The following is a 24881-nucleotide window of genomic DNA, read 5'->3' on the forward strand; positions in this document are numbered from 1 at the left end:
CCGCCGTCAAGCCGGGTATGATCCCTTATTACGGGCGCTGTCTCAACCTGAATTTGGCACTTCCGGGCCATTTCCCGGCCATTGCGCCACTAAAAACGGCGTGGCTTGGCACATTGCACACCAAATGCATAAAAAAGCCCCGCACTAGGCGGGGCTGAAAGTGATGAAAAACACAAAACAGACAATTACACACAACAAAGGCTCACACGCACAGTCAACCTTTCCCAAACCCGATGCGCCATCGCCCTTGGGAAAGGCGGGTCTTGCGACCCACCTCATGTTAACGGTTGACTGCTATCAGTTCAGTTCGGTGACACGGCTGGTGCGCTTGCCATCGAAGCTGGTGGTACGCAGGTAGACCTTGCCATTCACGCTCGGCTTGGCCGCGGCGTCATAGGCACTCCAGTTGGTACCGTCCAGGCTGTACTGGATGGGCAGACCCGGCAGATCCACGTTCGCTTCCAGCACACCGTTCACTACCTTGGCACCCGGTACGGAGAGGCGGTATTCAACACCGGCCTGATCCAGTTTCGGCAGCACGCGCTGACCCAATACGTTGGCAAACTGGTTCCACTCTTTGTTGAGGGTGGCCTTGTTGACGAACTTGGTCTCGCCGGAGAACTCGCGACCCTTCACATAGTTCAGCTCGAAGCCACCTTTGTGCCAGGCACGCTCGGCCACGGAGAAGATACGCGGGTAGACCATGTACTCATACTGAGCATCGGTACGCACGGTTTCACTCCACTGCTGACCGGAGATCCCCTTGAACTTGACCGGATCCTGGTCACCTTTGGCCACGAAGGCGTTGCCGTCGCGGTCAACCGAGGTCTCGGCGTTCTGTGGCAGGTTTTCCGGGGCGAAGGCAAACACCTTGCGCGTGTCGTTGAAACGGGTTGCCCAGTAGTAGCCACGCTCGGCCGGGTGTACTTCGTTCGGGAAGTCGAAGTAGAGGTAATCCGGGTTGGACAGCACCACTTGGTAACCCTTGTGGGCCCACTTCATCGCTTCGTTGAAGCCACCCCAGTAGAGGGTTTCCCAGAAGTTGACACGGGTGTTGTCGGTGGCGAAGTCCTTGGCACCGCTGGCGTACTTCAGGCCATCTTCCCACGCCTGCAGGGTAGAGAAGCCGCGGTCTTTGACCATCTGGCCCACTTCCTTGGCGAAGTAAACCGGCAGCTCGCCCACTTCCTTGATCTTGCCTTCGTCGATCATCTTCTGGCACATCGGGGACTTGCCAAACGGCTTGTCCTGCTTGCTGGAGTCGACGTTACCTTTCCAGGCGACCAGCTCTTCTTTCTTGGTAACGGCCGGATCCTGATAGCCACCGCCCTGCATGATGTTCTTCGCCTCATCACCACCGTAATGCCATGCGGTCAGCGGCTGACCGGCGGCCTGGTGCATCTGGGCAACTTCATCCATTACCTTGGCCACGAAGGTGGCAGCACCCGGCTGGCAAGGGTTGATGAAGGACATCTTGTCGTAGAACTGGACCGAGGTGACGTTGGAGGTGTCAGCCGGATCAGTCAGACGGAACTGGTTGGCTTCCGCTTCTTTGCCTTCCGCCATCAGACGCTTGTAGCGCGCTTCCATGGAGATCACGGCAGCACGAGCGTGGGCCGGCATGTTGATCTCGGGGATCACGGTCACACCGCGGGCCTTGGCATAACGCACCAGATCCACGTAGTCAGACTTGCTGTAGAAACCGGAACCCTGGTTGTCGCTGGTCGGGCCGGAACCCAGTTGCGGCATCAGGCACTTGGTTTCGGACTCGTCGTGGCAACGCTGGCTACCGACCTGAGTCAGCTCCGGCAGACCCGGGATCTCCAGACGCCAGCCTTCATCGTTGGTCAGGCCAAGGTGCAGCACGTTGAGCTTCATGGCAGACATCTGGTCAACCAGCTTCTTCATGGTATCCAGACTGCGGAAGTGACGGGCCACGTCGGTCTGCATGCCACGGTATTCAAAGCGCGGCGCATCCTCGACGGTCATCGGGCTCACCAGCTTGTCATCAACACCCAGCAGGGAGATCAGGGATTGTGCACCCCAGAATGCCCCGTCGATGTCGCGACCCTGGATCACGGTGCCCTTCTGACCGATGGTCATGTCATAGCCTTCAGCCTGCTTGAGCTTGCTGCCGAGCTTGATGGTCACCGGGTAGCCGGTGTCGGAGAGGGTAACACCCAGCTTGGTCAGTTGAGCCTTCAGGGCCTCGGCGCGATCGCTCGGCAAGTCCAGGGCATTGAGTTTGATGGTAGAGAAGTCAACCTGCGGGCCAGCTTTGACTACCTGCTTCATCGGGGTCGGCAGGATCTGGTTGTCAATCTTGCCAGCCGGCAGCAGGGTGCTGGTCTGGTTGGCCGCGAAGCGGGTCTCGCTGTTCATCAGGATGTTCTTGTCATCCTTGGTACGCTTCCAGCCATCGGCCGGCATCGGCTTCTCGTAGGTGCTGGCATCATTGATGTTGCTCATGCTGGCCAGTACTTTCGGCTCGGCACCTTCGCTGGCGACATACCAGTTCGGCATGATGTCAGATTCGAACAGTACCCAGTATTCCACCACCAGCGGCACTTCGACCGTGGCATCCTTGGCAAAGCCCTGGAACTTCTCGGTTGGCGTCAAACGATAGAGATCGCCGGTCAGGTGAGTGATGGTGAACTGGTCGTTATCCACACGCTGGATACGACGAATGGAAGAGACGTAGATGCTCCAGTCTTTGGAGGTGACGTCCGCACCGGTATTGGTCAGGTGCAGCTTGGCAACGCCACAGCTCGCCCACTCGGAACCGAGCGCCTGGCAATCGAGGCCGGCACCGGCGCCGTCGTTGGTGACCACTTCATACTTGACCACCAGGTTGTTGGCGAGGGAGTCGACCACAGCCTGCTTGGCGGCATCGGCTGCCTGGACCTGGCTGACAAAAACGGTAGACATGGCAATGGCTAACAGAGAATGTTTCAAGTTCATAACTGCTGCTCTCATTTGAAGTAAAGGTTGGATTTTCTTGGCTTTTTTATATGGGGCCCCCGAGCGGGGCCCTTAGTTATGTCAACAATGGACTTAGACTTGAGGTGAGCGAGTCGCTCGATTAACGCAGGGCTTTCATCTCACCGGCGATGATTTCGGCCAATGGGCCCAGAATCACCTGCAGGTTCTGCTCACCGAGTTTGACCACACCGGCCGCACCCAGGGCTTTCAGCTTGCGCTCATCGACGATGCTGCGGTCTTTCAGAGTCAGACGCAGACGGGTGATGCAGGCATCGATGGAGACCAGGTTCTCTTGACCACCCAGCACTTCCAGGTATTGCTTGGCCAGCTCGGTACGGTTGGTAGATTGAGCGGCAGCCGGAGCAGTATCTTCGTCATCTTCACGACCCGGGGTTTTCAGGTTCAGCTTGGCAATCACTACGCGGAACACGGTGTAGTAGAGGCCGAAGAAGACCAGACCCTGAGGGATCAGCATGTACCAGTTGGTCGCCAGCGGGTTACGGCTGGAGAGCACCATATCCACCAGACCGGCACTGAAACCGAAACCGGCCATCCACTGCATGGAGGCAGCGATGAACACGGAGATACCGGTCAGCACAGCGTGAATGACATACAGTACCGGCGCCACGAACATGAAGGAGAACTCGAGCGGCTCGGTTACACCGGTGAAGAAGGAGGCAAAGGCAGCTGCGATCATGATAGAGGCAACTTTCTCTTTGTTCTCTTTCTTGGCGGAGTGGTAGATGGCCAGAGCGGCACCCGGCAGACCGAACATCATGATGGGGAAGAAGCCAGCCTGGTACATACCGACCACGCCTTTCACCTGCTCCAGGCTCTTGCCAGCGGCCAGAGCGGCATCGATGGTAGCCTGACCACCCAGGAAGTTCGGGATGTCGTTGATACCGGCCACGTTGAACCAGAACACGGAGTTCAGGGCGTGGTGCAGACCGATCGGGATCAGCAGACGGTTGAAGAAGGCGTAGATACCGGCACCGGTAGAGCCCAGGCTCACGATGGACTCACCGAAGGAGACCAGACCACCGTAGATTGCCGGCCATACGGCCATCAGGATGAAAGATACGACGATCATCACTACGGAGGTTACGATCGGTACCAGACGACGACCGGAGAAGAAGGAGAGTGCCTTGTGCAGCTCGACGCTGCTGAAGCGGTTGTACAGCTCAGCGGCGATAACACCACACAGGATACCCACGAACTGGTTGCTGATCTTGGCAAACGCGGCAGGAACCTGCTCCACCGGGATGCTCTTGATCTGGGCCACAGCGCCCGGGCTCAGCAGGGTGGTAACGACCAGGAAGCCGACCAGACCTGCCAGAGCAGCAGAACCGTCTTTATCCTTGGACATACCGTAAGCGACACCGACTGCAAACAGTACGGACATGTTATCGATAATGGCTGCGCCCGCTTTAATCAGGAAGGCAGCCAGCGCACTGTCACCACCCCAACCATTCGGGTCAATCCAGTAGCCAACCCCCATCAGGATCGCGGCGGCAGGCAATACCGCTACCGGCACCATCAGGGCACGGCCGATCTTTTGCAAATAACCGAGAATGTTCACGGTTCCTCTCCTTAGTTAATGTTTTTCTAGAAATTAAGTGCTTATCACGTTTGACGCATAAGCCATCAAGGCTTGATTGGCAGTCTAGGGCTTTTATTTCGCTGCGCAAATTAATAAACCGATAATCGTGATCGTTATCACCCAAACAAGATAAAGGTGGTGGATAGATGTGGCTTAGTTCGCAATCTTTATTTACGCTATAAAACAACTTAAATCCGTCTTAGCCAATTGCCACCGCCAAACCGGTCGCAACCCGACACAGAGGTATCCCATATGCGCCTGATCCCGTTGAAATCTGCCAGCCAAGTAGGCCTGTGGTCTGCTCGTTACATCGTTGACCGCATCAACGCGTTCAAGCCGACCAGCGATCGCCCTTTCGTACTGGGCCTGCCCACCGGTGGCACCCCGCTCAACACCTACAAGCGCCTGATCGAGTTGCACAAAGCCGGTGAAGTGAGCTTCCAGAACGTGGTCACCTTCAACATGGACGAGTACGTCGGCCTGCCGGAAGATCACCCGGAGAGCTACCACAGCTTTATGCACAACAACTTCTTCAGCCACATCGACATTCGTCCCGAGAACATCAACATCCTCAACGGCAATGCCGAGGATCTGGTGGCCGAGTGCAAGCGCTACGAAGACAAGATCAAGTCCTACGGCAAGATCCACCTGTTCATGGGGGGCGTGGGTAACGACGGCCACATCGCGTTCAACGAGCCGGCCTCCTCCCTCTCCTCCCGCACCCGTGTCAAGACCCTGACCGAAGACACCCGTATCGCCAACTCCCGCTTCTTCGGTGGCGACATGGAGCAGGTGCCCAAACTGGCCCTGACCGTGGGTGTCGGCACCCTGATGGATGCGGAAGAGATCATGATCCTGGTCACCGGTCACGGCAAGGCACTGGCCCTGCAGGCCGCCGTGGAAGGCAGCGTCAACCACATGTGGACCATCTCCACCCTGCAACTGCATCCGAAGGGAATGATGGTGTGCGACGAGCCCTCTACCATGGAGCTCAAGGTCAAGACCGTTCGCTACTTCCAGCAGCTGGAAGCCGCCAACATCGGCCGTCTGTAAGGAGTCGTCATGTACGCATTGACCAACTGCACCCTCTACACCGGCAGCTGCGTGCTGACCGGTTACGGGGTGCTTATCGAGGGCGACAAGATTGTCGCCATCTCTCACCTGGCCGAGCTGCCTGCGGGCATCGAGCAGATTGACCTCAAAGGCGCCAACCTGACCGCCGGTTTTATCGACGTGCAGCTCAACGGCTGTGGCGGGGTGATGTTCAACACCGAGATCACGGTCGAGACCCTGGCAACCATGCAGGCGGCCAACCTCAAATCCGGTACCACCAGCTTCCTGCCGACCCTGATCACCAGTCCGGATGCGGATATGAAGCAGGCCGTTGCGGTGACCCGTGACTACATGGCGGCACACCCCAACGAGGTGCTGGGCGTCCATCTGGAAGGGCCTTACACCAACCTCAAGCGCAAGGGGATCCACCCTGCCGCGCAAATTCGCCAGCCAGCGGACGAGATGATCGACTTCTTCTGCGCCAACGCGGATGCCATCACCAAGATCACCCTGGCACCGGAACGCAACGAGCCGGCCCATATCCGCCGTCTGGTGGAAGCGGGCATTCTGGTCTCGGCCGGTCACACTGCCGCCAGTTACGATCAGGCCATGGCCGGGTTCGATAACGGTATTCGCTTTGCGACCCACCTCTACAACGCCATGACCCCGACCCTCAACGGTCGCGAGCCGGGCGTGGTGGGCGCCATCTATGATCGCAAGGATGTCTACGCGGGTATCATCGTCGATGGCCACCATGTGCACTGGGCCAACGTGCGTCTGGCTCACAAGGCGCTGGGGGAAAGGCTGGTGCTGGTCACCGATGCCACCGCGGCAGCCGGAGCGCCGGAAGGCTTTGAGAAATTTGATTTTTGTGGCACCACCGTCTTTTTACGCGATGGTCAGTGTGTCGACGAGAATGGTACACTCGGCGGTTCCTCCCTCACCATGATTGAGGGGGTGGAAAATCTGGTCAAGCAGGTCGGATTACCGCTCGATGAAGCACTGAGAATGGCCAGCCTCTACCCCGCTCGCGCCATTGGATGGGACTCACGTCTCGGTAGTATCCAGGTCGGTAGAGTAGCCAACCTCACTGTCTTCGATCAGGACTTCACGGTCCGTGGGACCGTGGTTAACGGACACTACACACAACAGTGACATCATGACTGGCGGACAAATAGCAAACGTAGATCTTATCAAGCAGGTCAACAGTGCAGCCGTGTATCGGCTCATCGACCTGCAAGGCCCCATCTCCCGGGTCAAGATTGCCGAGTTGAGTCAGCTGGCCCCGGCCAGCGTGACCAAAATAACCCGGCAACTGATCGAGCATGGCCTGATCAAGGAGACCTCTCCGCAAGCCTCAACCGGCGGGCGGCGTGCCATCTCCCTGACCACCATCAAACATCGCTTTCAGTTTGTCTCTGCCAAGCTGGGCCGCGGCTACCTGCAACTGAGTCTCTATGACCTCGATGGCAAGGAGCTCGACCAGCACGTCATTCAGGTGACCGAGATCGACCAGCAACCCGTGGTCGACATGCTGCTGCGTGAGATTGGCGCCTTTATCGATGCCAACCGCGAACGTTGTCGCAACCTCATCAGCATCGCGCTGACCATGCCGGGTCTGGTCAACCCGGAATCCGGCATGGTCATCTACACCCCCAAGTACCACATCCGCAATCTGGGACTGGCGAAGCTGCTTGAGAACCACTTCAACCTCCCCTGCTACGTGGGCAACGACACCCGCTCGCTGGCGTTAGCCGAACACTTCTTCGGCGAGTCCCGCGACTGCATGGACTCCATTCTGGTGAGCGTCCACCAGGGGACGGGCTCGGGGATCATCACCAAGGGTCAGGTGTTCCTCGGCCAGAACCGCAACGTCGGCGAGATCGGCCATATCCAGGTCGAGCCGCTCGGCAAGCGCTGTCACTGTGGCAACTTCGGCTGCCTCGAAACCATCGCCTCCAACGAAGCGATCATCGACAAGGTGAAGGAGCTCATCAGCCGCGGTCATCAGAGCGCGCTGCAGGAGAAGCACATCACCATTCAGGAGGTGTGCAAGGCGGCGCTGGCGGGCGATGAACTGGCCCGCAGCGTCATCGAGAACGTGGGTGAGCATCTGGGACGGGCGGTGGCTATTACGGTCAACCTGTTCAACCCGCAGAAGGTGCTGATCGCCGGTGAAATCACCGCCGCCGAAGAGATCCTCTTCCCGGCCATCCGTCGCTGCGTCGAGCATCAATCCCTGCCGAGCTTCCACCGTGGCCTGCCCATCGTGAAAGCCCGCTTCCAGAACCAGCCGACCTATGGCGGCTTTGCACTGGTCAAGCGCGCCCTGCTGGAGGGAGATCTGCTGCAGATCATCATGGAGCAGAAGTAAGACACTGATCTTGCGAGATAACCAAACGGCAGCCACTGGCTGCCGTTTTCTATTGTGTGCTTGCTGGCGATTTAGCCCGCACGACATGGCTTGAACAGATCCAGCTTGTTGTCGTAAACACTCGTCTGCACATCCATGATCCCCAGCATGGAGTGAAAGAGGTTGTCATGGGAGAAGCGCTGGCTGCTCGCCTCCGCCGCCAGGCAACCCATATCAAGCTGGCGATCGGCCTGTAACTGAGGCGAGAACCAGGTCAGCAGCGGCACCCGTGTCTGATCATCCGGCGCAAACTTGTATGGCGTGCCATGCAGATAGAGCCCCATGGCCCCGAGGGATTCACCGTGATCGGAGAGATAGACCAGTCCCACATCATACTGGCTCTCCAGCGACTTGAGCTTGTCGATCAGCAGCCCCACCACTTTGTCGGTGTAGCGGATGGTGTTGTCATAGGTATTGACCAGCTCTTCGTTGCTGCAGTTTTCAATGTCGCTGCGCGGGCAGTCCGGCATAAAGACGCGCTCGCTGGCAGGGTAACGACGGAAATAGGTCGGGCCATGGCTGCCCATCAGGTGAAAAGCCACCAGCTTGTTGCCCTTCATCTCGACAATCTGCTGATCCAGCCCCTCCAGCAGCACCTCGTCATAGCAAGACTCCCCCTGACAGAGCGCAGGATAGGACTTGGGAAGGATCTCGATGGTCGGCACATTGCGGCACACCCCTTTGCAGCCGCCATCGTTCTCTTTCCACAATACCGAGACTCCGGCATGTTGCAGCACATCGAGCAGGCCGTCACGGGAGCTGGCAAGCTGGTCATCGTAGCCACGGCGCGTGAGGTTGGAGAACATGCAGGGCACCGAAACGGCGGTTGCTGTACCGCAGGAGCGCACATCCCTGAACGACACCACTCCCTGCTCTTTTGCCGTAAAGCTGTTGGTCGCCTTGCCATACCCGTTAAGGGAGTAGTTCTGGCTGCGCGCCGTCTCCCCCACCACCAGGAACATCAAAGTCGGCTTGCTTCCCCGGGCCACCACCCTGGCATCGGTCCCCAGATGCTGGTAGGGGAGCGGCGTGGCAAACAGCACATCCCGCCCATATTTGTAGAGGCCGTGCACATAGTTGGCAGGCACAATCTCTTTGGCCAGCGACTTGTTGTTGCGACCGACCGAGGCGTAATCCTGATAGTAAAGTGCCGCGACGCCCCCGATAAACAGCAGAGAGATAGCCAATACACCTGCCCGCAACGCCAACCCCTGATACCAGCGAGCCGGATAGCGGATCCGCAGTGACCAGAGCACCAGAACAGGCAGCAGCCCGGTCAGCAGAAACCAGAGCGCAACCGAGCCATTCAAATAGGCCCCCGCCTCACCACTGTTGGTCTCCACTATGTTCTGGATCATGCCGGCATCGAAGATGACGCCGTATTTGAGCATGGCGTAACTTACGATGGAGCCAGTCAGAATGAGCACAGTAAAAAAGGGCTTGAGCACAAACCGGAACGTGAAGGGAATAAACACGGCATTGAGCGCCGCGATCAGCACCAGCGGGATCGAGATGGCAAATCCGGCTTTGACATGGGTCAGGGCGCTGAGCACCGTATAGAAATGCAAAAAGATTGGCCAGTTCAGTACCAGGGCGAAAAAGAGCACCAGCAACAGATTGGTTTGCAGTACACCGAGAGTTACACGCATAAACAACTCCTACATACCGGCCTGCAGTGCAGCGGGCCGGCCAAGCCAACAAAAACGACGGGGCCAGCGTAGGAAGTAAAACTTAAGCGCGAATTAAGAAGAGAAGCACGGCGCTCGTGCGCCCCATCACAGCACGGGGTGCTCCGCTGCCCCGAAATGGATTTTTAGTTGTCTATCCATCGGATTTTGCTAGCTTGTTGAGTAGGCATTCATGAAATGCAGGTTAACCGATGGCACTGATCCAAGCCTCGATAGAGCAATTGAGAGTAGGCCACTATATCCATCTCCCCACGGGATGGACTAACCACCCGTTTATGTTCAATACCTTCAAGATCAAGGATCAGCAGCAACTCGACATTCTCCGTCATCTTGATCTCACCCTGCTGATGGTCGACCCCGACAAGAGCGATCTGCCTATCGAGCCACTGTTGCGTGGCGATATCCCCGATGCCGGGCCCGATCTCGAAGAGCTGGAGTCCCTGATTGATGCCGGCCCGCCCCCCTTTGACGAAAAGGCCTTTCGCCGCTCCATGCGCGCCGCCGACAAGGCCTTTGGCCAATCCATGAGCGAGCTACGCGATGCGCTCGGGGCACTCAACCTCAAACCGGATGAAGGGCTGGCCAACACCGCACAGATCGTCCGCAATGCCGCCTTCACCCTCAGTCAGCACGAGGGCCCCCTCGGGCTCCACCTGATCCGCAGTCCCCACACCGATGTCCTGCTGCAGCACAGTCTCAATGTGGCTTTCATTGCCATGTTGATGGCGCGCGAACTGGGGATGAATCCCATCGAGCTGGAAGAGACCGGGCTTGCGGGACTTATCCACGACATCGGCGAACTGAAAATTCCCAGCCAGATCACCCAAAAGCGTGGTGAGCTAAACAAGGCCGAGCAGAACTTCCTCAAGATGCATCCCCAGTACGGATTTGACATGCTGAACCAACTCAATGCCTTTGAGCCCAAAATTCGTCAGGTAGCCCATCTGCACCACGAACGGCTCGACGGTAGCGGTTATCCGCTGGGGATCAAGGGGGGGGAGATCCCGCCGCTGGCGCGGCTGATCGGACTGGTCGACTTCTACGACGAGCTGCTTCATCCCCGCAACAGCGGCACGCCGGCGGCGCCGAGTCAGGCCATCAGCCAGCTCTACAAGTTATCCCAGAAGAAGTTCGACCAGAATCTGGTCAAGTTGCTGGTCAAGGTGCTGGGGGTCTACCCGCCGGGATCCCTGGTGAAACTCTCCGACGAGAGCATTGCGCTGGTACTCTCTACCGAACCCACCATGCCCCTCAAGCCGAAGATCCTGCCCTATATCAAGGCCCAGCGGCCGGAAGCGGTCGCCATGATCGATCTGCGGGAAGATGAACGCACCATCAGTGCCTTTATCAAACAGGAGGAGCTGGATGAGGGACAGCGGCAGTTCTTCAATCTGACCCGCCGCTTCTGTTACTACTTTGCATTCTGAGTTATCCCCAGAAGCTGGGGATAACTCATTGGACAAACCGGAATAATTGCACGAATCCCCACCAACAGGTTGCCATCTGATCATGTATAAAAAACGCCCAGCCAGGGGGGCCGGGCGGAGCATGCCACTTCCATGTGGCGTATCCGACGGATACATTCATGCTCTATCCATCAATAGCAATCTGTCGCCTCTTACACAAATATCAATTTAACATGCTGATTTAATGTAGTTTTATCCATTTGTTCTGGCAAACTGGCGGTCCGTTGCGACCCGCAGGGCCAACCGAACAAGATCTTGATCACACTTATTCACGGGCTGGTTGTTTTTTAGGCTGGCTGATGAGGCGCGTTTTTTATGCAGTTGGTTCTCTCTTTGTTACAGCAGATGAGCGTCAGCCTGGTGATCGCCTATCTCTTCTCGAAAAGCCCGCTGCTTCGCCCGCTTGCCAACTATTCAGTGAGGATTCCTCACAAGGTACTGATATACATAATATTTTCATGTTTTTGCATCCTCGGAACCTATGTGGGCCTCGATATCGACGATGCCATCGCCAACACCCGGGCGGTCGGCGCCGTCTTGGGGGGATTATTGGGGGGACCGCTGGTGGGCTTTCTGGTGGGGCTGACCGGCGGTCTGCACCGCTATACGCTGGGGGGATTTACCGATCTCGCCTGCGCCATCTCCACCACCTGCGAGGGGTTGCTCGGGGGCATAGTGCACTGGCGACTGATGCGCTCGGGGCGAACGGATGCCCTGTTTGAACCACGCATCGCCTTCTTTACCACTCTCTATGCCGAGATCATGCAGATGGTCATCATCCTGCTGGTGGCGACCCCGTTCGACAAATCCCTGCTGTTGGTACGCACCATCGCCACCCCGATGATTCTGGCCAACTCCTGTGGCGCGGCGCTCTTTATCAGCATGATCCGCGACCAGCAGCGGATGTATGAGAAGTTCTCCCGGGTCTTCTCCGCCAAGGCGCTCAATATCGCCAACCGTACAGTGGGGATCATGAGTCAGGGCTTTACCCCACAGGCAAGCAACAAGATTGCCCGCATCATTCAGGAGGAGACCGGCGTTGGGGCGGTCGCCATCACGGACACCGAGCAGATCCTCGCCTTTATCGGCACCGGCGAAGATCACCATCTGCCGGGCACCCCCATCGCGTCAGCCATCACCATGCAGGCCATCGCCCAGAACAAGGTGCTGTTTGCCGATGGCAACAGCCAGCCCTATCGGTGCAGCCTCTCCTCCGCCTGCCAGCTGGGCTCGGTGCTGGTGATCCCGCTGCAGGGGGACAAGGGGGTGATCGGCACCATCAAGCTCTACGAGCCGAAGAAGCGGCTGTTTCTCAAGATCAACCACACCCTGGGGGAAGGGATTGCCAACCTGCTGTCACAGCAGTTGCTGGCCGGTCGGCTGGAGCAGCATCAGCGGCTGCTGGTGCAGTCCGAACTCAAGCTGATCCAAGCCCAGATCAACCCCCACTTTCTGTTCAACACCCTCAACACCATCAGTGCCATCACCCGGCGCGATCCGGACAAGGCGCGGGATCTGCTGCTGCATCTGTCGCTGTTCTTTCGCAAGAACCTCAAACGCCAGAGCGGCCTTGCGACTCTGCAGGAGGAGCAGGAGCACTGCCAATCCTATCTGGAGATCGAGCTGGCCCGTTTTGGCGATCGGCTGACGGTGATAAACGAGATCCCGCCCCATCTGGCCACACTGCGACTGCCCAGCTTCACCCTGCAACCGTTGATCGAGAATGCCATCAAGCACGGCATCTCGACTCTGCTGGAGCAGGGGCGTATTCGCCTCTGGACCGATGAGCATCCCACCAGCGTCACCATCCATGTGGAAGATAATGCAGGCACCTGGCAAGCACATCCCGCTGGCGACGGTCTGGGCATGACCATCGTAGACCGGCGACTGAAAAGCGCCTTTGGCGAGCGCTATGGCGTGACTATTGCGTGCGAGCCGGAACAGTGGACCCGGGTGTCGTTCACCATCCCCAAGGAGCAACCATGATCCGCACTCTGATAGTCGATGACGAACACTATGCCCGCGAAGAGCTGAGGCAGCAGCTGGCCTGCGATCCTGCCATCGAGATCGTGGGGGAAGCGGCCAACGCCATCGAGGCGCTGCCGCTTATTCAGCGCCTCAAGCCCGACGTGGTGTTCCTCGATATCCAGATGCCCAAGCTGAGCGGCATGGAGCTGGTCGCCATGCTCGACCCCCTGCCCCGCATCGTCTTTGTCACCGCCTTTGACGAATATGCCATTCAGGCCTTTGAAGAGAACGCCTTCGACTACCTGCTCAAGCCGGTGGAGCCCGCCCGGCTCGCCAAGACCCTCGCTCGCCTCAAGCAGGATATCTCCCCGCAGCCCATCGAGCGGCTGGCCCCGACTATCGAACATATTCCGGGCTATCTGCACAATCGGGTCAGGCTGCTGCCCATCGCGCAGGTGGAGTATGCCTTCTCCGATCTGGGCGGGGTCCATGTGGCCTGTCAGGGCGAGCTGTTCCACACCCAGCTCACCCTCAAATCGCTGGAAGAAAAGAGCCCGCTGCTGCGCTGCCACCGCCAGTATCTGGTCTCCCCCAACGCCATCTTCGAGATCCAGCTGCTGGATAACCAGCTGGCAGAGATTGTCACCCCGAGCGGCGCCCGGGTGCCGGTCAGTCGTCGCTATCTCAAGGAGCTCAAAGATCAGCTGGGGCTGGACTGAGCCGCGGAGTGTGCGCCTGATCACAGCCGCCGACCGCTCGGCGCGCCAAAGCGCCGCTCGGGGAATTTCACCTGCCAGTCAGGCGCAACCGTTTTAGACTCGCTCTGCACACTAAAAAATAACAATGCAGGAGCGTAGCAATGATCTGGTTCTTCCTCTGTGTCGGCTTACTTGTGGCCGGCTACTTCATATACGGCAAATTCATCGAACGGATATTCAGCCCGAAACCCGAGCTGAAAACCCCCGCCATCACCATGGCTGACGGGGTGGACTATGTCCCCATGTCGGACAAGAAAGTCTATCTGGTTCAACTGCTCAACATCGCAGGCGTCGGCCCCATCTTCGGCCCGATCCTGGGTGCCCTCTACGGCCCGGTCGCCATGCTGTGGATCGTCTTTGGCTGCATCTTCGCCGGTGCGGTACATGACTACTTCTCCGGCATGCTGTCGGTACGCGCCAAGGGGGCCTCGGTGCCAACCGTGGTCGGTGAGCATCTGGGCACCGCCGCCAAGCACTTCATGAACCTGTTTGCCGTGGTGCTGCTGATGCTGGTGGGCGTGGTATTCGTGCTGAGCCCGGCGGGCCTCTTGGCCAACCTCACCTCCACCGATCTGGTCTACTGGATTGTGGCAATCTTTGCCTACTACATCCTCGCGACCATTGTCCCCATCGACAAGATCATCGGTCGCTTCTATCCCATCTTCGGCGCCCTGCTGGTCTTCATGTCGGTCGGCCTCATCGTTGGCCTGATCGCCTCCGGCAAAGGCTTCTACAACACCGGGATGGACTTCTCCAACCTGCACCCGACCGAACTGCCGCTCTGGCCGCTGCTCTTCATCACCATCGCCTGTGGCGCGGTATCCGGCTTCCACGCCACCCAGTCACCACTGATGGCGCGCTGCATGCAGAACGAAAAATCCGGCCGCTTCATTTTCTACGGTGCAATGATCGGTGAAGGGATCATCGCCCTTATCTGGTGCACCCTGGGTCTCTCCTTCTACGACAGCACCGAAGCGCTCAACGCTACTATGGCCAACGGCGGCCCGGCAGCCGTGGTACACGAAGTCTCCACCAGCCTGCTCGGCACCGTGGGCGGCATTCTGGCCATTCTCGGTGTGGTGATCCTGCCTATCACCTCGGGCGACACCGCATTTCGCAGTGCTCGCCTGATCGTGGCGGACTTCCTGAAGATGACCCAGAAACCGCTGGCCAAGCGTCTGCTGATTGCCATCCCCATGTTTATCCTTGGTTTTATCATCTCCAAGGCTGAATTCGGGGTGATCTGGCGCTACTTCGGCTGGGCCAACCAGACCACCGCCGTCATCATGCTGTGGGCTGCGGCTGCCTACCTCATCAAAGAGGGCAAGCTGCACTGGATCTGCACCATTCCCGCCATGTTCATGACTGCTGTGGTGATCACCTATCTGGCCAACGCCCCCATCGGATTCGGGCTGGAGATGGGGACCTCCACCATCATCGGCCTGACTGCAACGGCGGCCATTACCGTGGCCTTCCTGATGAAGTTCCGCCAGCCGCTGGTCAGCAGTACCAGCGAAGGGTAAAAACAGCAAAAAATGCAGCGAAAGCAGCACAAAAAAGGCGCCTGATGGCGCCTTTTTTAATGACAAAAAGACTAATAAGACAACTGTCGAACGGCTTCAGCTTCAATACAGCGAATAGCTTTAAGGAAAGTGCGAACAAGTATCCCACGAACAAAAAATGAAAATTTTAGTCATTTAATATCAATGGGTTACCAGTAAATGCTCTCGTGCCATATGACTTATTCGCACCTTCCTTAAGATTCCGGGCAAACTGACGATAAATGTGTGATTCTTAATTGCTTTAGTGCTTGTTGGAACCCATGATTAAGCTGTGCGTCATGCCAGTGGAGGTTATAAATGGCCCTTGATTATTTTGCCCTTGGTCTGCTCGTCTTTGTCGGGCTGGTCATTTTTTATGGCGTCATCGTTATCCACGATATTCCTTACGAGATTGCCAAACATCGGAATCACCCTCATCAGGATGCCATTCATGTGGCAGGTTGGGTCAGCCTGTTTACCCTGCACGTGCTGTGGCCCTTCCTCTGGATCTGGGCAACCCTCTATCGGCCGGATCGCGGCTGGGGCTTTAGCCAGCGGCTGCAAGAAGATGAAGAGGAGCTGGCGGCCCTCAAGCAGGAGTTGGCGGATCTGAAGAGCCGTATCAACACTATCGAACAGAGTGAGCAACAGGGATAAACCATGGACCTGCTACTGATCCTGACCTACACGGCACTGTGTGTCGCCATCTTCAAAATCTTCCGCATCCCGCTCAACAAGTGGACCGTCCCCACAGCAGCACTGGGCGGCGTGCTGCTCATCGGCACCCTGATCATGCTGATGAACTACAACCACCCCTACTCCGAGATGGCGCGCAACTACTACGTCTCCACCCCCATAGTGCCGCTGGTCAAGGGCCGGGTGGTTGAGGTGCCGGTACAGGCCAACCAGCCGGTGAAAAAAGGGGATGTGCTGTTTCGCATCGATGACGAGCCGTTCCGCCTGAAAGTGGAGAGCCTCACCGCACGGGTCGAATCCAACCGCGAACACCTCAAGTCCATCGAGGCGAGACTGCGCTCCGCCAGGCTGGATCGGGATCGCGCCAGCGACCTGATGCGCCGTGGCGTGGGCAAGCAGCGCGACCTCGACGTCACCCAAGCCAACGTGGACGACATCGTGGCCCAGATTGACCAGCAGAAAGCCACCCTGAACGATCTGCAGGCCCAGCTGATGGAAGCCAAGTACCAGCAGTCACAAACCGTGGTCTATGCCCCGAGCGATGGTCATGTGGTGCAATTGGCCCTACGCCCCGGCATGATCGCCACCCCCTTCATGTATCGTCCGGTGATGACCTTCATCCACAAGGATGACACCGCCTACGTCGGCTGGTTCTGGCAGAACAGCATGCAGAGACTGGCGGTGGGCGATGAGGCCGAAGTGGTGATCGATGGCGTACCCGGCAAGATCTTCAAAGGCAAGGTGACAGCCGTGGTTCCGGCCATTGCCGCCGGTAACGTGCAGGCCAACGCCGGTCTGCTGGATCAAACCACTGCGGTGCGCCCGGGTCGTCTGCCGGTGGTTATCTCCATCACCGACCCCGAGTGGGCCAAGTATCAGGTAATTGCAGGCTCCAGCGGGCAGGCTGCCATCTATACCCACTACTTCCACCATGTATCTGTGATGCGCAAAGTGCTGCTGCGCATGGCAAGCTGGATGAACTACATCTTCCCGTTCCATTGATCAGCACCCAAGCACCCTGCGGGCCGGCATCATGCCGGCCCGCTGTTTTTGTGACGGCAAGCACCCTATAATGGCGCCATCTTGCACCACCCCACATCGACATACCCAAGCCTGCATGTTCGTTCTCAGACCCTATCAGACCGACGCCGTCAACGCCGTTATCAGCCACTTTCGCAAACACCCGGATCCCGCCGTGGTGGTGCTGCCCACCGGGGCCGGCAAGAGTCTGGTGATCGCCGAGCTGGCCCGCAAAGCGCGCGGTCGGGTGCTGGTGCTGGCCCACGTCAAGGAGCTGGTGGAGCAGAACCACGCTAAATACGAGGCGTGGGGGCTCAAGGCCGATATTTTCGCTGCCGGCCTGGATCGCAAGGAGGCGAGCGCCCAGGTGGTGTTCGGCTCGGTGCAGTCGGTTGCCCGCAATCTGGATGCCTTTGACGGAGCGTTTTCGCTGCTGATCATCGATGAGTGCCATCGGGTCTCGCTCGATGATGACAGCCAGTACCATCAGGTGATCGACCACCTCAAGGCCGCCAATCCGGCCCTCAAGATCCTCGGCCTCACCGCCACTCCCTATCGGCTCGGGCTGGGCTGGATCTACCGGCGCCACTATCACGGCATGGTCAAGAGCCACGGCGAACGGCTGTTTGGCGACTGCGTGTTCGAGCTGCCCTTGCGTTTTATGGTCAAAAACGGCTACCTGACGCCGCCGCGCATGGTGGATGCCCCCATAGTCCACTACGACTTCAGCAAGCTGGTGGCGAGGGAGAACGGCCTCTTCAGCGAGGCGGATCTCAACGGCGAGCTCAAGCGCCAGGAGCGGGTTACCCCCCATATCCTGAGCCAGGTGCTGGAGTATGCCGCCGACCGGCAGGGGGTGATGATCTTCGCCGCCACCGTCGAACACGCCCGTGAAATTCACGGCCTGCTTGGCGCCCGAGGCCAGCAGGCAGCCCTTATCACCGGCGAAACGCCGGGGCCGGAGCGCGATGCCCTCATCAGCGCCTTCAAGGCGCGGGAGCTCAAGTTTCTGGTCAACGTGGCGGTGCTCACCACCGGCTTCGATGCCCCCCATGTCGATCTTATCGTAATGCTCAGGCCCACCGAGTCGGTCTCCCTCTATCAGCAGATTGTGGGGCGGGGCCTGCGTCTCTCGCCGGGCAAGAGCGATTGTCTGGTACTCGACTATGCGGGCAACAACTTCAACCTGTTCGCCCCCGAAGTGGGGGAGCCTCGCCCCCACGCCGGTACCGAGCCGGTACAGGTGCCCTGCCCCGCCTGCGGTTTTGCCAACACCTTCTGGGGCAAGACCGACGAGGATGGCAAGGTGATCGAGCACTACGGCCGCCGCTGTCAGGGGCTGTTTGAAGATGATGAGGGCAACCGCGAAGAGTGTGACTACCGCTTTCGCGCCAAGATCTGCCCCGGCTGCGGTGCGGAGAACGACATCGCCGCCCGCAGCTGCCAGAGCTGCGATCAGCTGCTGGTGGACCCTGACGACAAGCTTAAAGAGGCGCTCAATCTCAAGGATTGCATGGTGATCCGCTGCGCGGGGCTAACCCTCACAGCCGGGCGCGGCAAACAGGGGGAGCGGCTGGAGGTGACCTATCACGATGAGGATGGGTTGACCCTCAGCGAATACTTCGGATTTCACTCCCCGGGCGCACGGCGCTTGTTTCAACAGCACTTTGTGCGTCATCATTGGCCCGCCCCGGGGCTGGAGCCCGAATTTGCCACCCTGGCGAGCGTGCTGGCCGCGCAAAGCCAGTTCCGTCATCCGGATTTTGTCATCGCCCGCAAATCGGGTCGCTTCTGGCAGATAAAAGAGAAAATTTTTGATTATGAGGGTCGCTATCGTACCGCCAACTCGCTGGCATGATGGCGACCGGCATACATGGCATGAATTGCGTTATCCCGTCGATCCCGCATCGGCTGGTTGAATTATCAGGGTCGGCACCACTGCCGGGCCCTTCGTCACGTTAGAGGATGTTATGCAGCGGCTGTTGATTGGTTTTTGTGCTCTCTTTTCTTCTCTGGCGGCTCATGCCGCCCCGCTGACGCCCCCTCAGGGTGGCCAGTACGCCATCATGGTGCAGGGCAATAACGGCGTCGAGTTTGCCCGCCACGCGGATCAGATGATCGCCCCCGCCTCCACCATGAAGGTGCTCACCGCGCTGGCGGCCCGCCTCGAGCTGGGTGCCGACTTCCGCTTCGCCACCGACATTCAGGCCCAACCCGGTGCCAAACAGGGTGACACCATCAACGGCGATATCTGGATCAACTTCGTCGGCGACCCCACCCTCTCCCGCATGGATCTGCTGGCCCTGTTCAAGCAGCTCGGCGTCACCAGCATCAAGGGCAATGTCTACGTCAACACCGGCGCCTACAACGGCTACGAGCGCGGCAACGGCTGGTCGTGGGGGGATCAGACCCTCTGCTTCGCCGCTCCTGTCTCCTCGGTCATCATCGACAAGAACTGCGCCTACGGCACCATCACTGCCACCCAGATTGGCAAACCGGCGGTCGGCAACGTGGCCACCGGCGTCCCCATCGGCATCGGTGCCGACAACGTGGAGGTGATGAGCTATGGCGACATGGCGCGCCAGTTCTGCGCACTGGAAGTGGACATGGCCAAGGGCAACTTCTACGAGCTCAAGGGCTGTATCACCCCGAACAAGGAGCCGCAGGGGCTGCGTTTCGCCATCCACGACGTGGAAGCCTGGGGCTGGGACAACATCCGCTGGGCGATGAACCGGGCCGGTATCAAGCATGATGGCCTGCTGCGGGTCACCCACAAGGCCCCTGAAGGGGCAGAGACCCTCGGCACCCACTACTCGGTCTCCCTGCCGGTGATGCTCGCCAAGATGCTGAAGAAATCGGACAACCTCTACGCCGATACCTTCCTCAAAACCGTGGGCCGTCACTACTACAACAAGCCGGGCAGCTATCGCAGCGGCACCATGGCGGTGCGCGCCATCCTGACCAAGAACGGCATCGATCTGGGCAATGCCACTCTGGCAGACGGCTCCGGTCTTTCCGCTCACAATCTCATCAGCGCCCGTCAGATGATGTCGGTGCTGAACTTCATCCAGAAAAATGATGCCGAGCTTGGCCTGATCAAGCTGCTGCCAAGCTCTCAGGTGGATGGCACCCTGGCGTGGCGCCGCAGCGTCACCGCCCCCATGATGAAGAACAAGGTCCACGCCAAGACCGGCACCATCACCGGCACTTCCAACCTGGTGGGCTTTATCGACACTGCGGGCGGCCAGCGCAAGGCGTTTGTGATGTTCCAGCGTGGCCTGTCCCAAGATCCGGCCACCCATGAGCGCTACCGTGCCAGCAAGGCGCCGTGGCCCTGGACTGTGTTCGAGAAGGGGGTGCTGGAGAGCATCTATCAGCAGCAGCCGATCCAGATCGCCGATGAGAGCTGATCCAATAGGCCCACTCGAATCAGGGTATCGATAATTTCGGCTTCAAGTCGCCACGAGGCAGGGCTATGCTGTTGCCTGCCTCATATCAACGGCCATACATAAACGGCTTAAAAAACGGAGAGAAAATATGTTTGCAGTGATTTTTGGTCGCCCGGGTTGCCCCTACTGTGTCCGTGCCGTACAGATCGCCGAGCAGCTGACCGAACAGCGCGATGACTTCAAATTCCGCTACGTGGATATCCATGCCGAAGGCATCACCAAAGAAGATCTGGCCAAGAGCGCCGGCAAGCCGGTCAATACCGTGCCGCAGATCTTCCTGGACGAGCAGCACATCGGTGGCTGCACCGATTTCGAAGCCTATGCCAAAGCGAATCTGGGTCTCTACCAGTAATGCCAGCGGGTCATCCCGAGCGGGTTGACCGCCAGATCGTATAAAAAAATCCGGCGCTATCAGGCGCCGGATTTTTTTATGGGCAACACGCGCACATCATCCCCGATCAGGGGGTCACCGACTGGGCGGCAAAGCGCGCAATGATGGGGTTGTGATCCGAGCTGTCGGTGGCCGGTGAACTCACCTCGACCAGATCCAGATTGCGGTAGTAGAGGTGATCCAGCGGGCGACCGAAGGCGGTGCGGCGCAGATCAGGCACCGGCACGGCCTCTTGCAGACCCAGCTCGTCCACCAGTTTGTTCAGCCAGAACTGGCGCTTGTCGCTCCAGGTATTGAAATCACCGGCCAGGATCACCGGCCCCTGATGGCGGCGCACCAAGGCAGTCAGATCGTTGAGCTGCTCGCGGAAGGTGGCCATCCCCAGCTCGAAATTGACCGCATGGATATTGATGACCATCACGCCGTCGGGATCGCCCTGCAGTGGATAGAGGCTCACCAGCCCGGATTTGGGGATGCGCAGCAAAGGTTCGGGGGAGCGCACGCCACAGACGAACGCCTGCGGGGTCTTGGCCACCGTCATCACCCCGAACGACACGCCGCCCTGGGTGAAGGCTTGCAGCTGTTGCCACTGGAAATCACCGGCGCGCAGCCAGTCGAGCATATCGGGACGGGTGGCCGACTCTTGCAGCAGCACCAGATCCTGCCCCTTGGCATAACTGTCCATCCCTTCGCGCCAGTTCTTGCGCTGGCCCTTGTAGAGATTCCACACCGTCACCCCGAATTCACGGGGCAGCGCCGTGGTCGCCAACGCTACCAGCGGCGGACGCTGGCAGTCGAGTCCCGGCACAATCCCTTGAGCTGTGACCAGATGGTTCTGATCCGGCACCTCAAAACAGCCTACCAACCCCAGGGTCAGCAGGGAGGTGCCAAGAATGCGATAACTATTTTTCATTGGCTAACAACCGCCCGCCTTTGCTTTTTGTTGCGACCATCACAAACGTCATCCACGCCGACTAAGCTGATAGTCCCTGTTCCACCCAACCAGAAGGAACTTGTCTCATGGCGAAAGAACTTCGGTACAACGTGACGTTTTATGATCAACAAGGAAATTGTCATCAAGTGGAGCTGTCCACCGTCTATCAGATAAGACGGGACCCTCAATGCGATCTCTGCCTGTTCGACACCCTGCAATATGTGGGCTCGGAAGAGATGCTGGAACGCATGATACGGCAAAAAACCGGGCTTGAGCAGGAAATATCCATCATCAATGCCCGGCTGATTTAATCAGGCACTCACCGGAACCGGGCGGGATTTGCCATGTTCGTCGATGGCGACATAGGTGAAGATCCCCTCGGTCACGCAGTAACGCTGGGCATCGTTTTCCCGCAGTACCGGCTTGACCCACACCTCCAGCTTGAGCTTCATGGAACTGCGGCCGATCTTCATGCAGCGGCCGTAGCAGCAGACCACATCGCCCACCTTGACCGGACTGTGAAACGTCATGCCTTCGACGGATACGGTACAAATACGTCCTTTTGCCAGCTCCTTGGCCATAATGCCCCCACCTATATCCATCTGGGACATGATCCAGCCACCAAAAATGTCGCCATTGGGGTTGGTATCGGCTGGCATTGCCAGGGTTCTCAGCAACAACTCCCCATCGGGGTGACGTTTTGTATCTACCATCATTACCGCCTCTCTCTCATGGATGGCGGCATGATAGGGGGCGATCACCCCCTTGGCAAACCTCAATTGCCCGAGGCGGCGAGCTCGGCAAACCAGTGGGCCGGATCGGGCCAGCGATAGTTGAATCCCATCTGCTGGCAAATCAGCTGACCGTCGATGGGCTGAAATTCACCGGCAGGCTCGATAAAAACCGGCACAGGCAACCCCTGCTGGCGCGCCGCAAAGGGGTAAAACTGCTCGCGGCGCGGATGCACAGGCGCGCTCAGGTTGAAAACATCCCCGTCCTTGCCCCGTTCCAGCAGCAACATGCAAGCCGCCACCACATCGTCCAGATGGACCAGATTGACCGACTGGGCGCCGCCATCCAGGGTCTTGCCCGCGAGGAAACGGCCGGGATGGCGATCCGGGCCATAAAGGCCGGAGGGGCGCACTATCATCACCGTCTCGAAACCGGCCGCCAGCACCGCCTGCTCCGCCGCCAGCATCCGCTCGCCACGGGCATGGCGCGGTTGGGGCTCTTCACCCTCCTGCTGCCCCGCGCCCCATACCGAGGTAGCGCTGACAAACAGCACCCGCCGGGTGCCATTCGCTTTGGCCAACGCGCAGGCCTTTGCCACCGCCTGCGGGTAGTCATCGGTCTTGCTGGGCGGTACGCAGATAACCAACGATTCGCAGGGGATGGGCCACGACTCTTGTTGATCAGCAACGGACATCTCGGCAGAGCCCATGTTGGCAGAGATGGTCAGCGGATAGGCGTTGATCCCCTCCCCCTGCAGACGGGCCGCTTTTTCGGCGCTGCTGACCGTCACCGCCACCTGCTTGCCAGCCGCCAACAGGGCTCGCGCCAGCGGCAGCCCCAGCCACCCCGCCCCCAGAATGCCGATCGTCCCGGCGATATGTTGTTCTGTCATCATCCCTTCTCCTGCTTGACGCTATTTGCCCCGCAGCTTACCTGCCTTGGCATAAAAAGAAAGCTTTGGCCTGCAGATAGGGAAGGTGCGAATAAGTCACCAAGTACAAAAATACGCCTTTGTAAGCATTTGAATTAAATCGACTAAAATTTTCAGTTTTGTTGTGGAGGGTACTTGTTCTCACCCTCCCTAAGCGTGTTCTTTCCCTCGCCAATGCTACCCTCGGGGTTATCGAGTCAGGTTCACTGGCCATCCACGCCATCGGTAGTGGCCTCTCCTTGGCCAACGGTCTCGAACGTAAACATGCGGTTAAACAGGTGGATCGCCTGCTCACTAACACCAAGCTCAATGTCTGGAGCCTCTTTGACGATTGGGTGCCCTATGTGGTCGGTGAACGTACCGAGATCGTAGTCTCCATGGACTGGACCGAATTCGATGCCGATGATCACAGTACCTTGGTTATCAGCCTGCAAACCAACCACGGTCGCAGTACTCCGCTGCTGTGGAAAACCCATCGGAAATCGTTGCTCAAAGGGCAACGCAATGCCCATGAGAAAGAGCTGCTCACCAAGCTCAAGCAGACGTTGCCAGAGGGTATCTTCGTGACGGTAGTAGCTGACCGCGGCTTTGGTTACATGGAGCTGTTCGAACGCCTGGAGCAAGAGCTAGGCTTTGCTTATCTCATTAGATTTAAAGGAAATGTTTTGGTTGGTTACCCTGGTGTAGAGCAGGTTCCAGCTCGGCACTGGCTAACGCCGACCGGGCGCACCCGAACCCTCAAAGCGGTGGAGCTAACTGGGCAGCGACAGCCTGTCGAACGGGTCTATTGTTGTCATAAGAGTGGCATGAAAGACGCGTGGTTTCTGGCCAGTAACCGGACCGACCTGAGCGCCGCCAAGGCGTTGCAACTATACGGCCAGCGCTGGGGTATCGAGACCAGTTTTCGTGATATCAAAGATTACAAATTCGGCATGGGTATGGGAGATGTGCACATCAGTAATCCGGTCCGGCGCGACCGACTGTTTTTATTCAGTGCCCTGGCCATCGTCTTGCTGACGCTGCTGGGTAAGGCTGGAGACAGTGTCGGTCTAGAGAGAACGATCAAGGTCAATACCAGCAAGAGCCGAACCTATTCGTTCTTTCGGCAAGGGGTCATCTATTACCAGTTGCTACCTAAAATGAAAGAAGCCAATGCGGTCTTGTTGATGGATAAATTTATCTACTACCTGAAGCAACACCGCTTATATACCCGCACACTTGGAATTATTTGAGTCTCTAAAAATGAGGGGATCTCTGAG

19 protein-coding genes and 1 pseudogene are annotated in these 24881 nt (G+C 58.3%); 14 read left to right on the top strand and 6 right to left on the bottom strand.

The genetic code is table 11. The annotated features are described in order from the left end of the window. Nucleotides 1-297 precede the first annotated feature (297 nt). Both AB5Z09_RS09100 and nagE read right to left on the bottom strand, forming a co-directional pair. Nucleotides 298-2961: a beta-N-acetylhexosaminidase gene (locus tag AB5Z09_RS09100; protein WP_257124652.1), complete on the bottom strand. Its 2664-nt coding sequence runs from the start codon at nt 2959-2961 to the stop codon at nt 298-300. A gap of 121 nt (nt 2962-3082) precedes the next feature. Then, a complete protein-coding gene (gene nagE, locus AB5Z09_RS09105; RefSeq protein ID WP_021231106.1) occupies nt 3083-4561 on the bottom strand; it encodes an N-acetylglucosamine-specific PTS transporter subunit IIBC in 1479 nt (492 codons plus the stop codon). Nucleotides 4562-4834: 273 nt separating this feature from the next. Between nagE and nagB the strand changes: the two genes are divergently transcribed. The 3 genes from nagB to AB5Z09_RS09120 are packed head-to-tail and all read left to right on the top strand — an operon-like array spanning nt 4835 to nt 8009. Beyond that, nucleotides 4835-5635, top strand: coding sequence for a glucosamine-6-phosphate deaminase (nagB, locus tag AB5Z09_RS09110; RefSeq protein WP_005334308.1), 801 nt, complete (start codon nt 4835-4837; stop codon nt 5633-5635). Between the two features lie 9 nt (nt 5636-5644). Next, complete coding sequence (gene nagA / locus AB5Z09_RS09115) at nt 5645-6790, top strand: N-acetylglucosamine-6-phosphate deacetylase (protein ID WP_307895156.1); 1146 nt, start codon at nt 5645-5647, stop codon at nt 6788-6790. 4 nt (nt 6791-6794) lie between these two features. After that, a complete protein-coding gene (locus AB5Z09_RS09120; protein WP_257124651.1) occupies nt 6795-8009 on the top strand; it encodes an ROK family transcriptional regulator in 1215 nt (404 codons plus the stop codon). 71 nt (nt 8010-8080) lie between these two features. On the opposite strand, the gene AB5Z09_RS09125 is transcribed toward AB5Z09_RS09120, so the two are convergent. Continuing rightward, nucleotides 8081-9697 (bottom strand): phosphoethanolamine transferase, encoded by a 1617-nt coding sequence (locus AB5Z09_RS09125; RefSeq protein ID WP_194495954.1) that lies wholly within the window; start codon nt 9695-9697, stop codon nt 8081-8083. Between the two features lie 230 nt (nt 9698-9927). Here AB5Z09_RS09125 and AB5Z09_RS09130 point away from each other — a divergent pair, with 230 nt between their 5' ends. The 9 genes from AB5Z09_RS09130 (at nt 9928) to AB5Z09_RS09170 (ending at nt 20986) form a co-directional block, all read left to right on the top strand. Next, on the top strand, nt 9928-11163 hold the full coding sequence (locus tag AB5Z09_RS09130) for an HD-GYP domain-containing protein (protein WP_257124650.1): 1236 nt from the start codon (nt 9928-9930) through the stop codon (nt 11161-11163). Between the two features lie 354 nt (nt 11164-11517). Further along, complete coding sequence (locus tag AB5Z09_RS09135) at nt 11518-13188, top strand: sensor histidine kinase (RefSeq protein ID WP_216954170.1); 1671 nt, start codon at nt 11518-11520, stop codon at nt 13186-13188. Next, nucleotides 13185-13889 (top strand): two-component system response regulator BtsR, encoded by a 705-nt coding sequence (gene btsR / locus AB5Z09_RS09140; protein ID WP_216979111.1) that lies wholly within the window; start codon nt 13185-13187, stop codon nt 13887-13889. The genes AB5Z09_RS09135 and btsR overlap by 4 nt, the downstream gene beginning before the upstream one ends. A 140-nt stretch (nt 13890-14029) precedes the next feature. Continuing rightward, nucleotides 14030-15451: a carbon starvation protein A gene (locus tag AB5Z09_RS09145; RefSeq protein ID WP_005350521.1), complete on the top strand. Its 1422-nt coding sequence runs from the start codon at nt 14030-14032 to the stop codon at nt 15449-15451. 336 nt (nt 15452-15787) lie between these two features. Continuing rightward, a complete protein-coding gene (locus tag AB5Z09_RS09150) occupies nt 15788-16126 on the top strand; it encodes a DUF3302 domain-containing protein (protein WP_257124649.1) in 339 nt (112 codons plus the stop codon). Nucleotides 16127-16129: 3 nt separating this feature from the next. Further along, nucleotides 16130-17167 (top strand): HlyD family secretion protein, encoded by a 1038-nt coding sequence (locus tag AB5Z09_RS09155; protein WP_075115488.1) that lies wholly within the window; start codon nt 16130-16132, stop codon nt 17165-17167. 115 nt (nt 17168-17282) lie between these two features. Continuing rightward, entirely contained in the window at nt 17283-19043 is a 1761-nt protein-coding gene (locus tag AB5Z09_RS09160) for a DEAD/DEAH box helicase (protein ID WP_257124648.1), read from the top strand. A gap of 112 nt (nt 19044-19155) precedes the next feature. Next, a complete protein-coding gene (gene dacB / locus AB5Z09_RS09165; protein WP_005350510.1) occupies nt 19156-20595 on the top strand; it encodes a D-alanyl-D-alanine carboxypeptidase/D-alanyl-D-alanine-endopeptidase in 1440 nt (479 codons plus the stop codon). A gap of 94 nt (nt 20596-20689) precedes the next feature. Next, complete coding sequence (locus tag AB5Z09_RS09170) at nt 20690-20986, top strand: GrxA family glutaredoxin (RefSeq protein ID WP_223849348.1); 297 nt, start codon at nt 20690-20692, stop codon at nt 20984-20986. 106 nt (nt 20987-21092) lie between these two features. On the opposite strand, the gene AB5Z09_RS09175 is transcribed toward AB5Z09_RS09170, so the two are convergent. Continuing rightward, on the bottom strand, nt 21093-21938 hold the full coding sequence (locus AB5Z09_RS09175) for an endonuclease/exonuclease/phosphatase family protein (protein WP_005337873.1): 846 nt from the start codon (nt 21936-21938) through the stop codon (nt 21093-21095). Between the two features lie 107 nt (nt 21939-22045). Here AB5Z09_RS09175 and AB5Z09_RS09180 point away from each other — a divergent pair, with 107 nt between their 5' ends. Continuing rightward, the gene (locus tag AB5Z09_RS09180; RefSeq protein WP_005344394.1) at nt 22046-22270 is read left to right on the top strand and encodes a hypothetical protein; all 225 of its coding nucleotides are present in this window, start codon (nt 22046-22048) and stop codon (nt 22268-22270) included. On the opposite strand, the gene yciA is transcribed toward AB5Z09_RS09180, so the two are convergent. Continuing rightward, entirely contained in the window at nt 22271-22675 is a 405-nt protein-coding gene (gene yciA / locus AB5Z09_RS09185; protein WP_033113469.1) for an acyl-CoA thioester hydrolase YciA, read from the bottom strand. A gap of 59 nt (nt 22676-22734) precedes the next feature. Continuing rightward, on the bottom strand, nt 22735-23583 hold the full coding sequence (locus AB5Z09_RS09190; protein ID WP_257124978.1) for an NAD-dependent epimerase/dehydratase family protein: 849 nt from the start codon (nt 23581-23583) through the stop codon (nt 22735-22737). A 191-nt stretch (nt 23584-23774) separates the two neighbouring features. Between AB5Z09_RS09190 and AB5Z09_RS09195 the strand changes: the two are divergent. Continuing rightward, nucleotides 23775-24854 (top strand): annotated as a pseudogene (locus AB5Z09_RS09195) (IS4-like element ISAs18 family transposase); the annotation flags it as partial. Nucleotides 24855-24881: the final 27 nt, after the last annotated feature.

It is taken from the genome of Aeromonas sp. R2-2 (assembly GCF_040908355.1).
Lineage (GTDB): Bacteria > Pseudomonadota > Gammaproteobacteria > Enterobacterales > Aeromonadaceae > Aeromonas > Aeromonas veronii.

Excerpts from the sequence above, each read along its gene's own strand:
- AB5Z09_RS09100 (WP_257124652.1), bottom strand. The coding sequence starts at position 2,961 with ATGAACTTGAAACATTCTCTGTTAGCCATTGCCATGTCTACCGTTTTT.
- nagB (WP_005334308.1), top strand. The coding sequence starts at position 4,835 with ATGCGCCTGATCCCGTTGAAATCTGCCAGCCAAGTAGGCCTGTGGTCT.
- nagA (WP_307895156.1), top strand. The coding sequence starts at position 5,645 with ATGTACGCATTGACCAACTGCACCCTCTACACCGGCAGCTGCGTGCTG.
- AB5Z09_RS09120 (WP_257124651.1), top strand. The coding sequence starts at position 6,795 with ATGACTGGCGGACAAATAGCAAACGTAGATCTTATCAAGCAGGTCAAC.
- AB5Z09_RS09125 (WP_194495954.1), bottom strand. The coding sequence starts at position 9,697 with ATGCGTGTAACTCTCGGTGTACTGCAAACCAATCTGTTGCTGGTGCTC.
- AB5Z09_RS09130 (WP_257124650.1), top strand. The coding sequence starts at position 9,928 with ATGGCACTGATCCAAGCCTCGATAGAGCAATTGAGAGTAGGCCACTAT.
- AB5Z09_RS09135 (WP_216954170.1), top strand. The coding sequence starts at position 11,518 with ATGCAGTTGGTTCTCTCTTTGTTACAGCAGATGAGCGTCAGCCTGGTG.
- btsR (WP_216979111.1), top strand. The coding sequence starts at position 13,185 with ATGATCCGCACTCTGATAGTCGATGACGAACACTATGCCCGCGAAGAG.
- AB5Z09_RS09145 (WP_005350521.1), top strand. The coding sequence starts at position 14,030 with ATGATCTGGTTCTTCCTCTGTGTCGGCTTACTTGTGGCCGGCTACTTC.
- AB5Z09_RS09150 (WP_257124649.1), top strand. The coding sequence starts at position 15,788 with ATGGCCCTTGATTATTTTGCCCTTGGTCTGCTCGTCTTTGTCGGGCTG.
- AB5Z09_RS09155 (WP_075115488.1), top strand. The coding sequence starts at position 16,130 with ATGGACCTGCTACTGATCCTGACCTACACGGCACTGTGTGTCGCCATC.
- AB5Z09_RS09160 (WP_257124648.1), top strand. The coding sequence starts at position 17,283 with ATGTTCGTTCTCAGACCCTATCAGACCGACGCCGTCAACGCCGTTATC.
- dacB (WP_005350510.1), top strand. The coding sequence starts at position 19,156 with ATGCAGCGGCTGTTGATTGGTTTTTGTGCTCTCTTTTCTTCTCTGGCG.
- AB5Z09_RS09175 (WP_005337873.1), bottom strand. The coding sequence starts at position 21,938 with ATGAAAAATAGTTATCGCATTCTTGGCACCTCCCTGCTGACCCTGGGG.
- AB5Z09_RS09180 (WP_005344394.1), top strand. The coding sequence starts at position 22,046 with ATGGCGAAAGAACTTCGGTACAACGTGACGTTTTATGATCAACAAGGA.
- yciA (WP_033113469.1), bottom strand. The coding sequence starts at position 22,675 with ATGATGGTAGATACAAAACGTCACCCCGATGGGGAGTTGTTGCTGAGA.
- AB5Z09_RS09190 (WP_257124978.1), bottom strand. The coding sequence starts at position 23,583 with ATGACAGAACAACATATCGCCGGGACGATCGGCATTCTGGGGGCGGGG.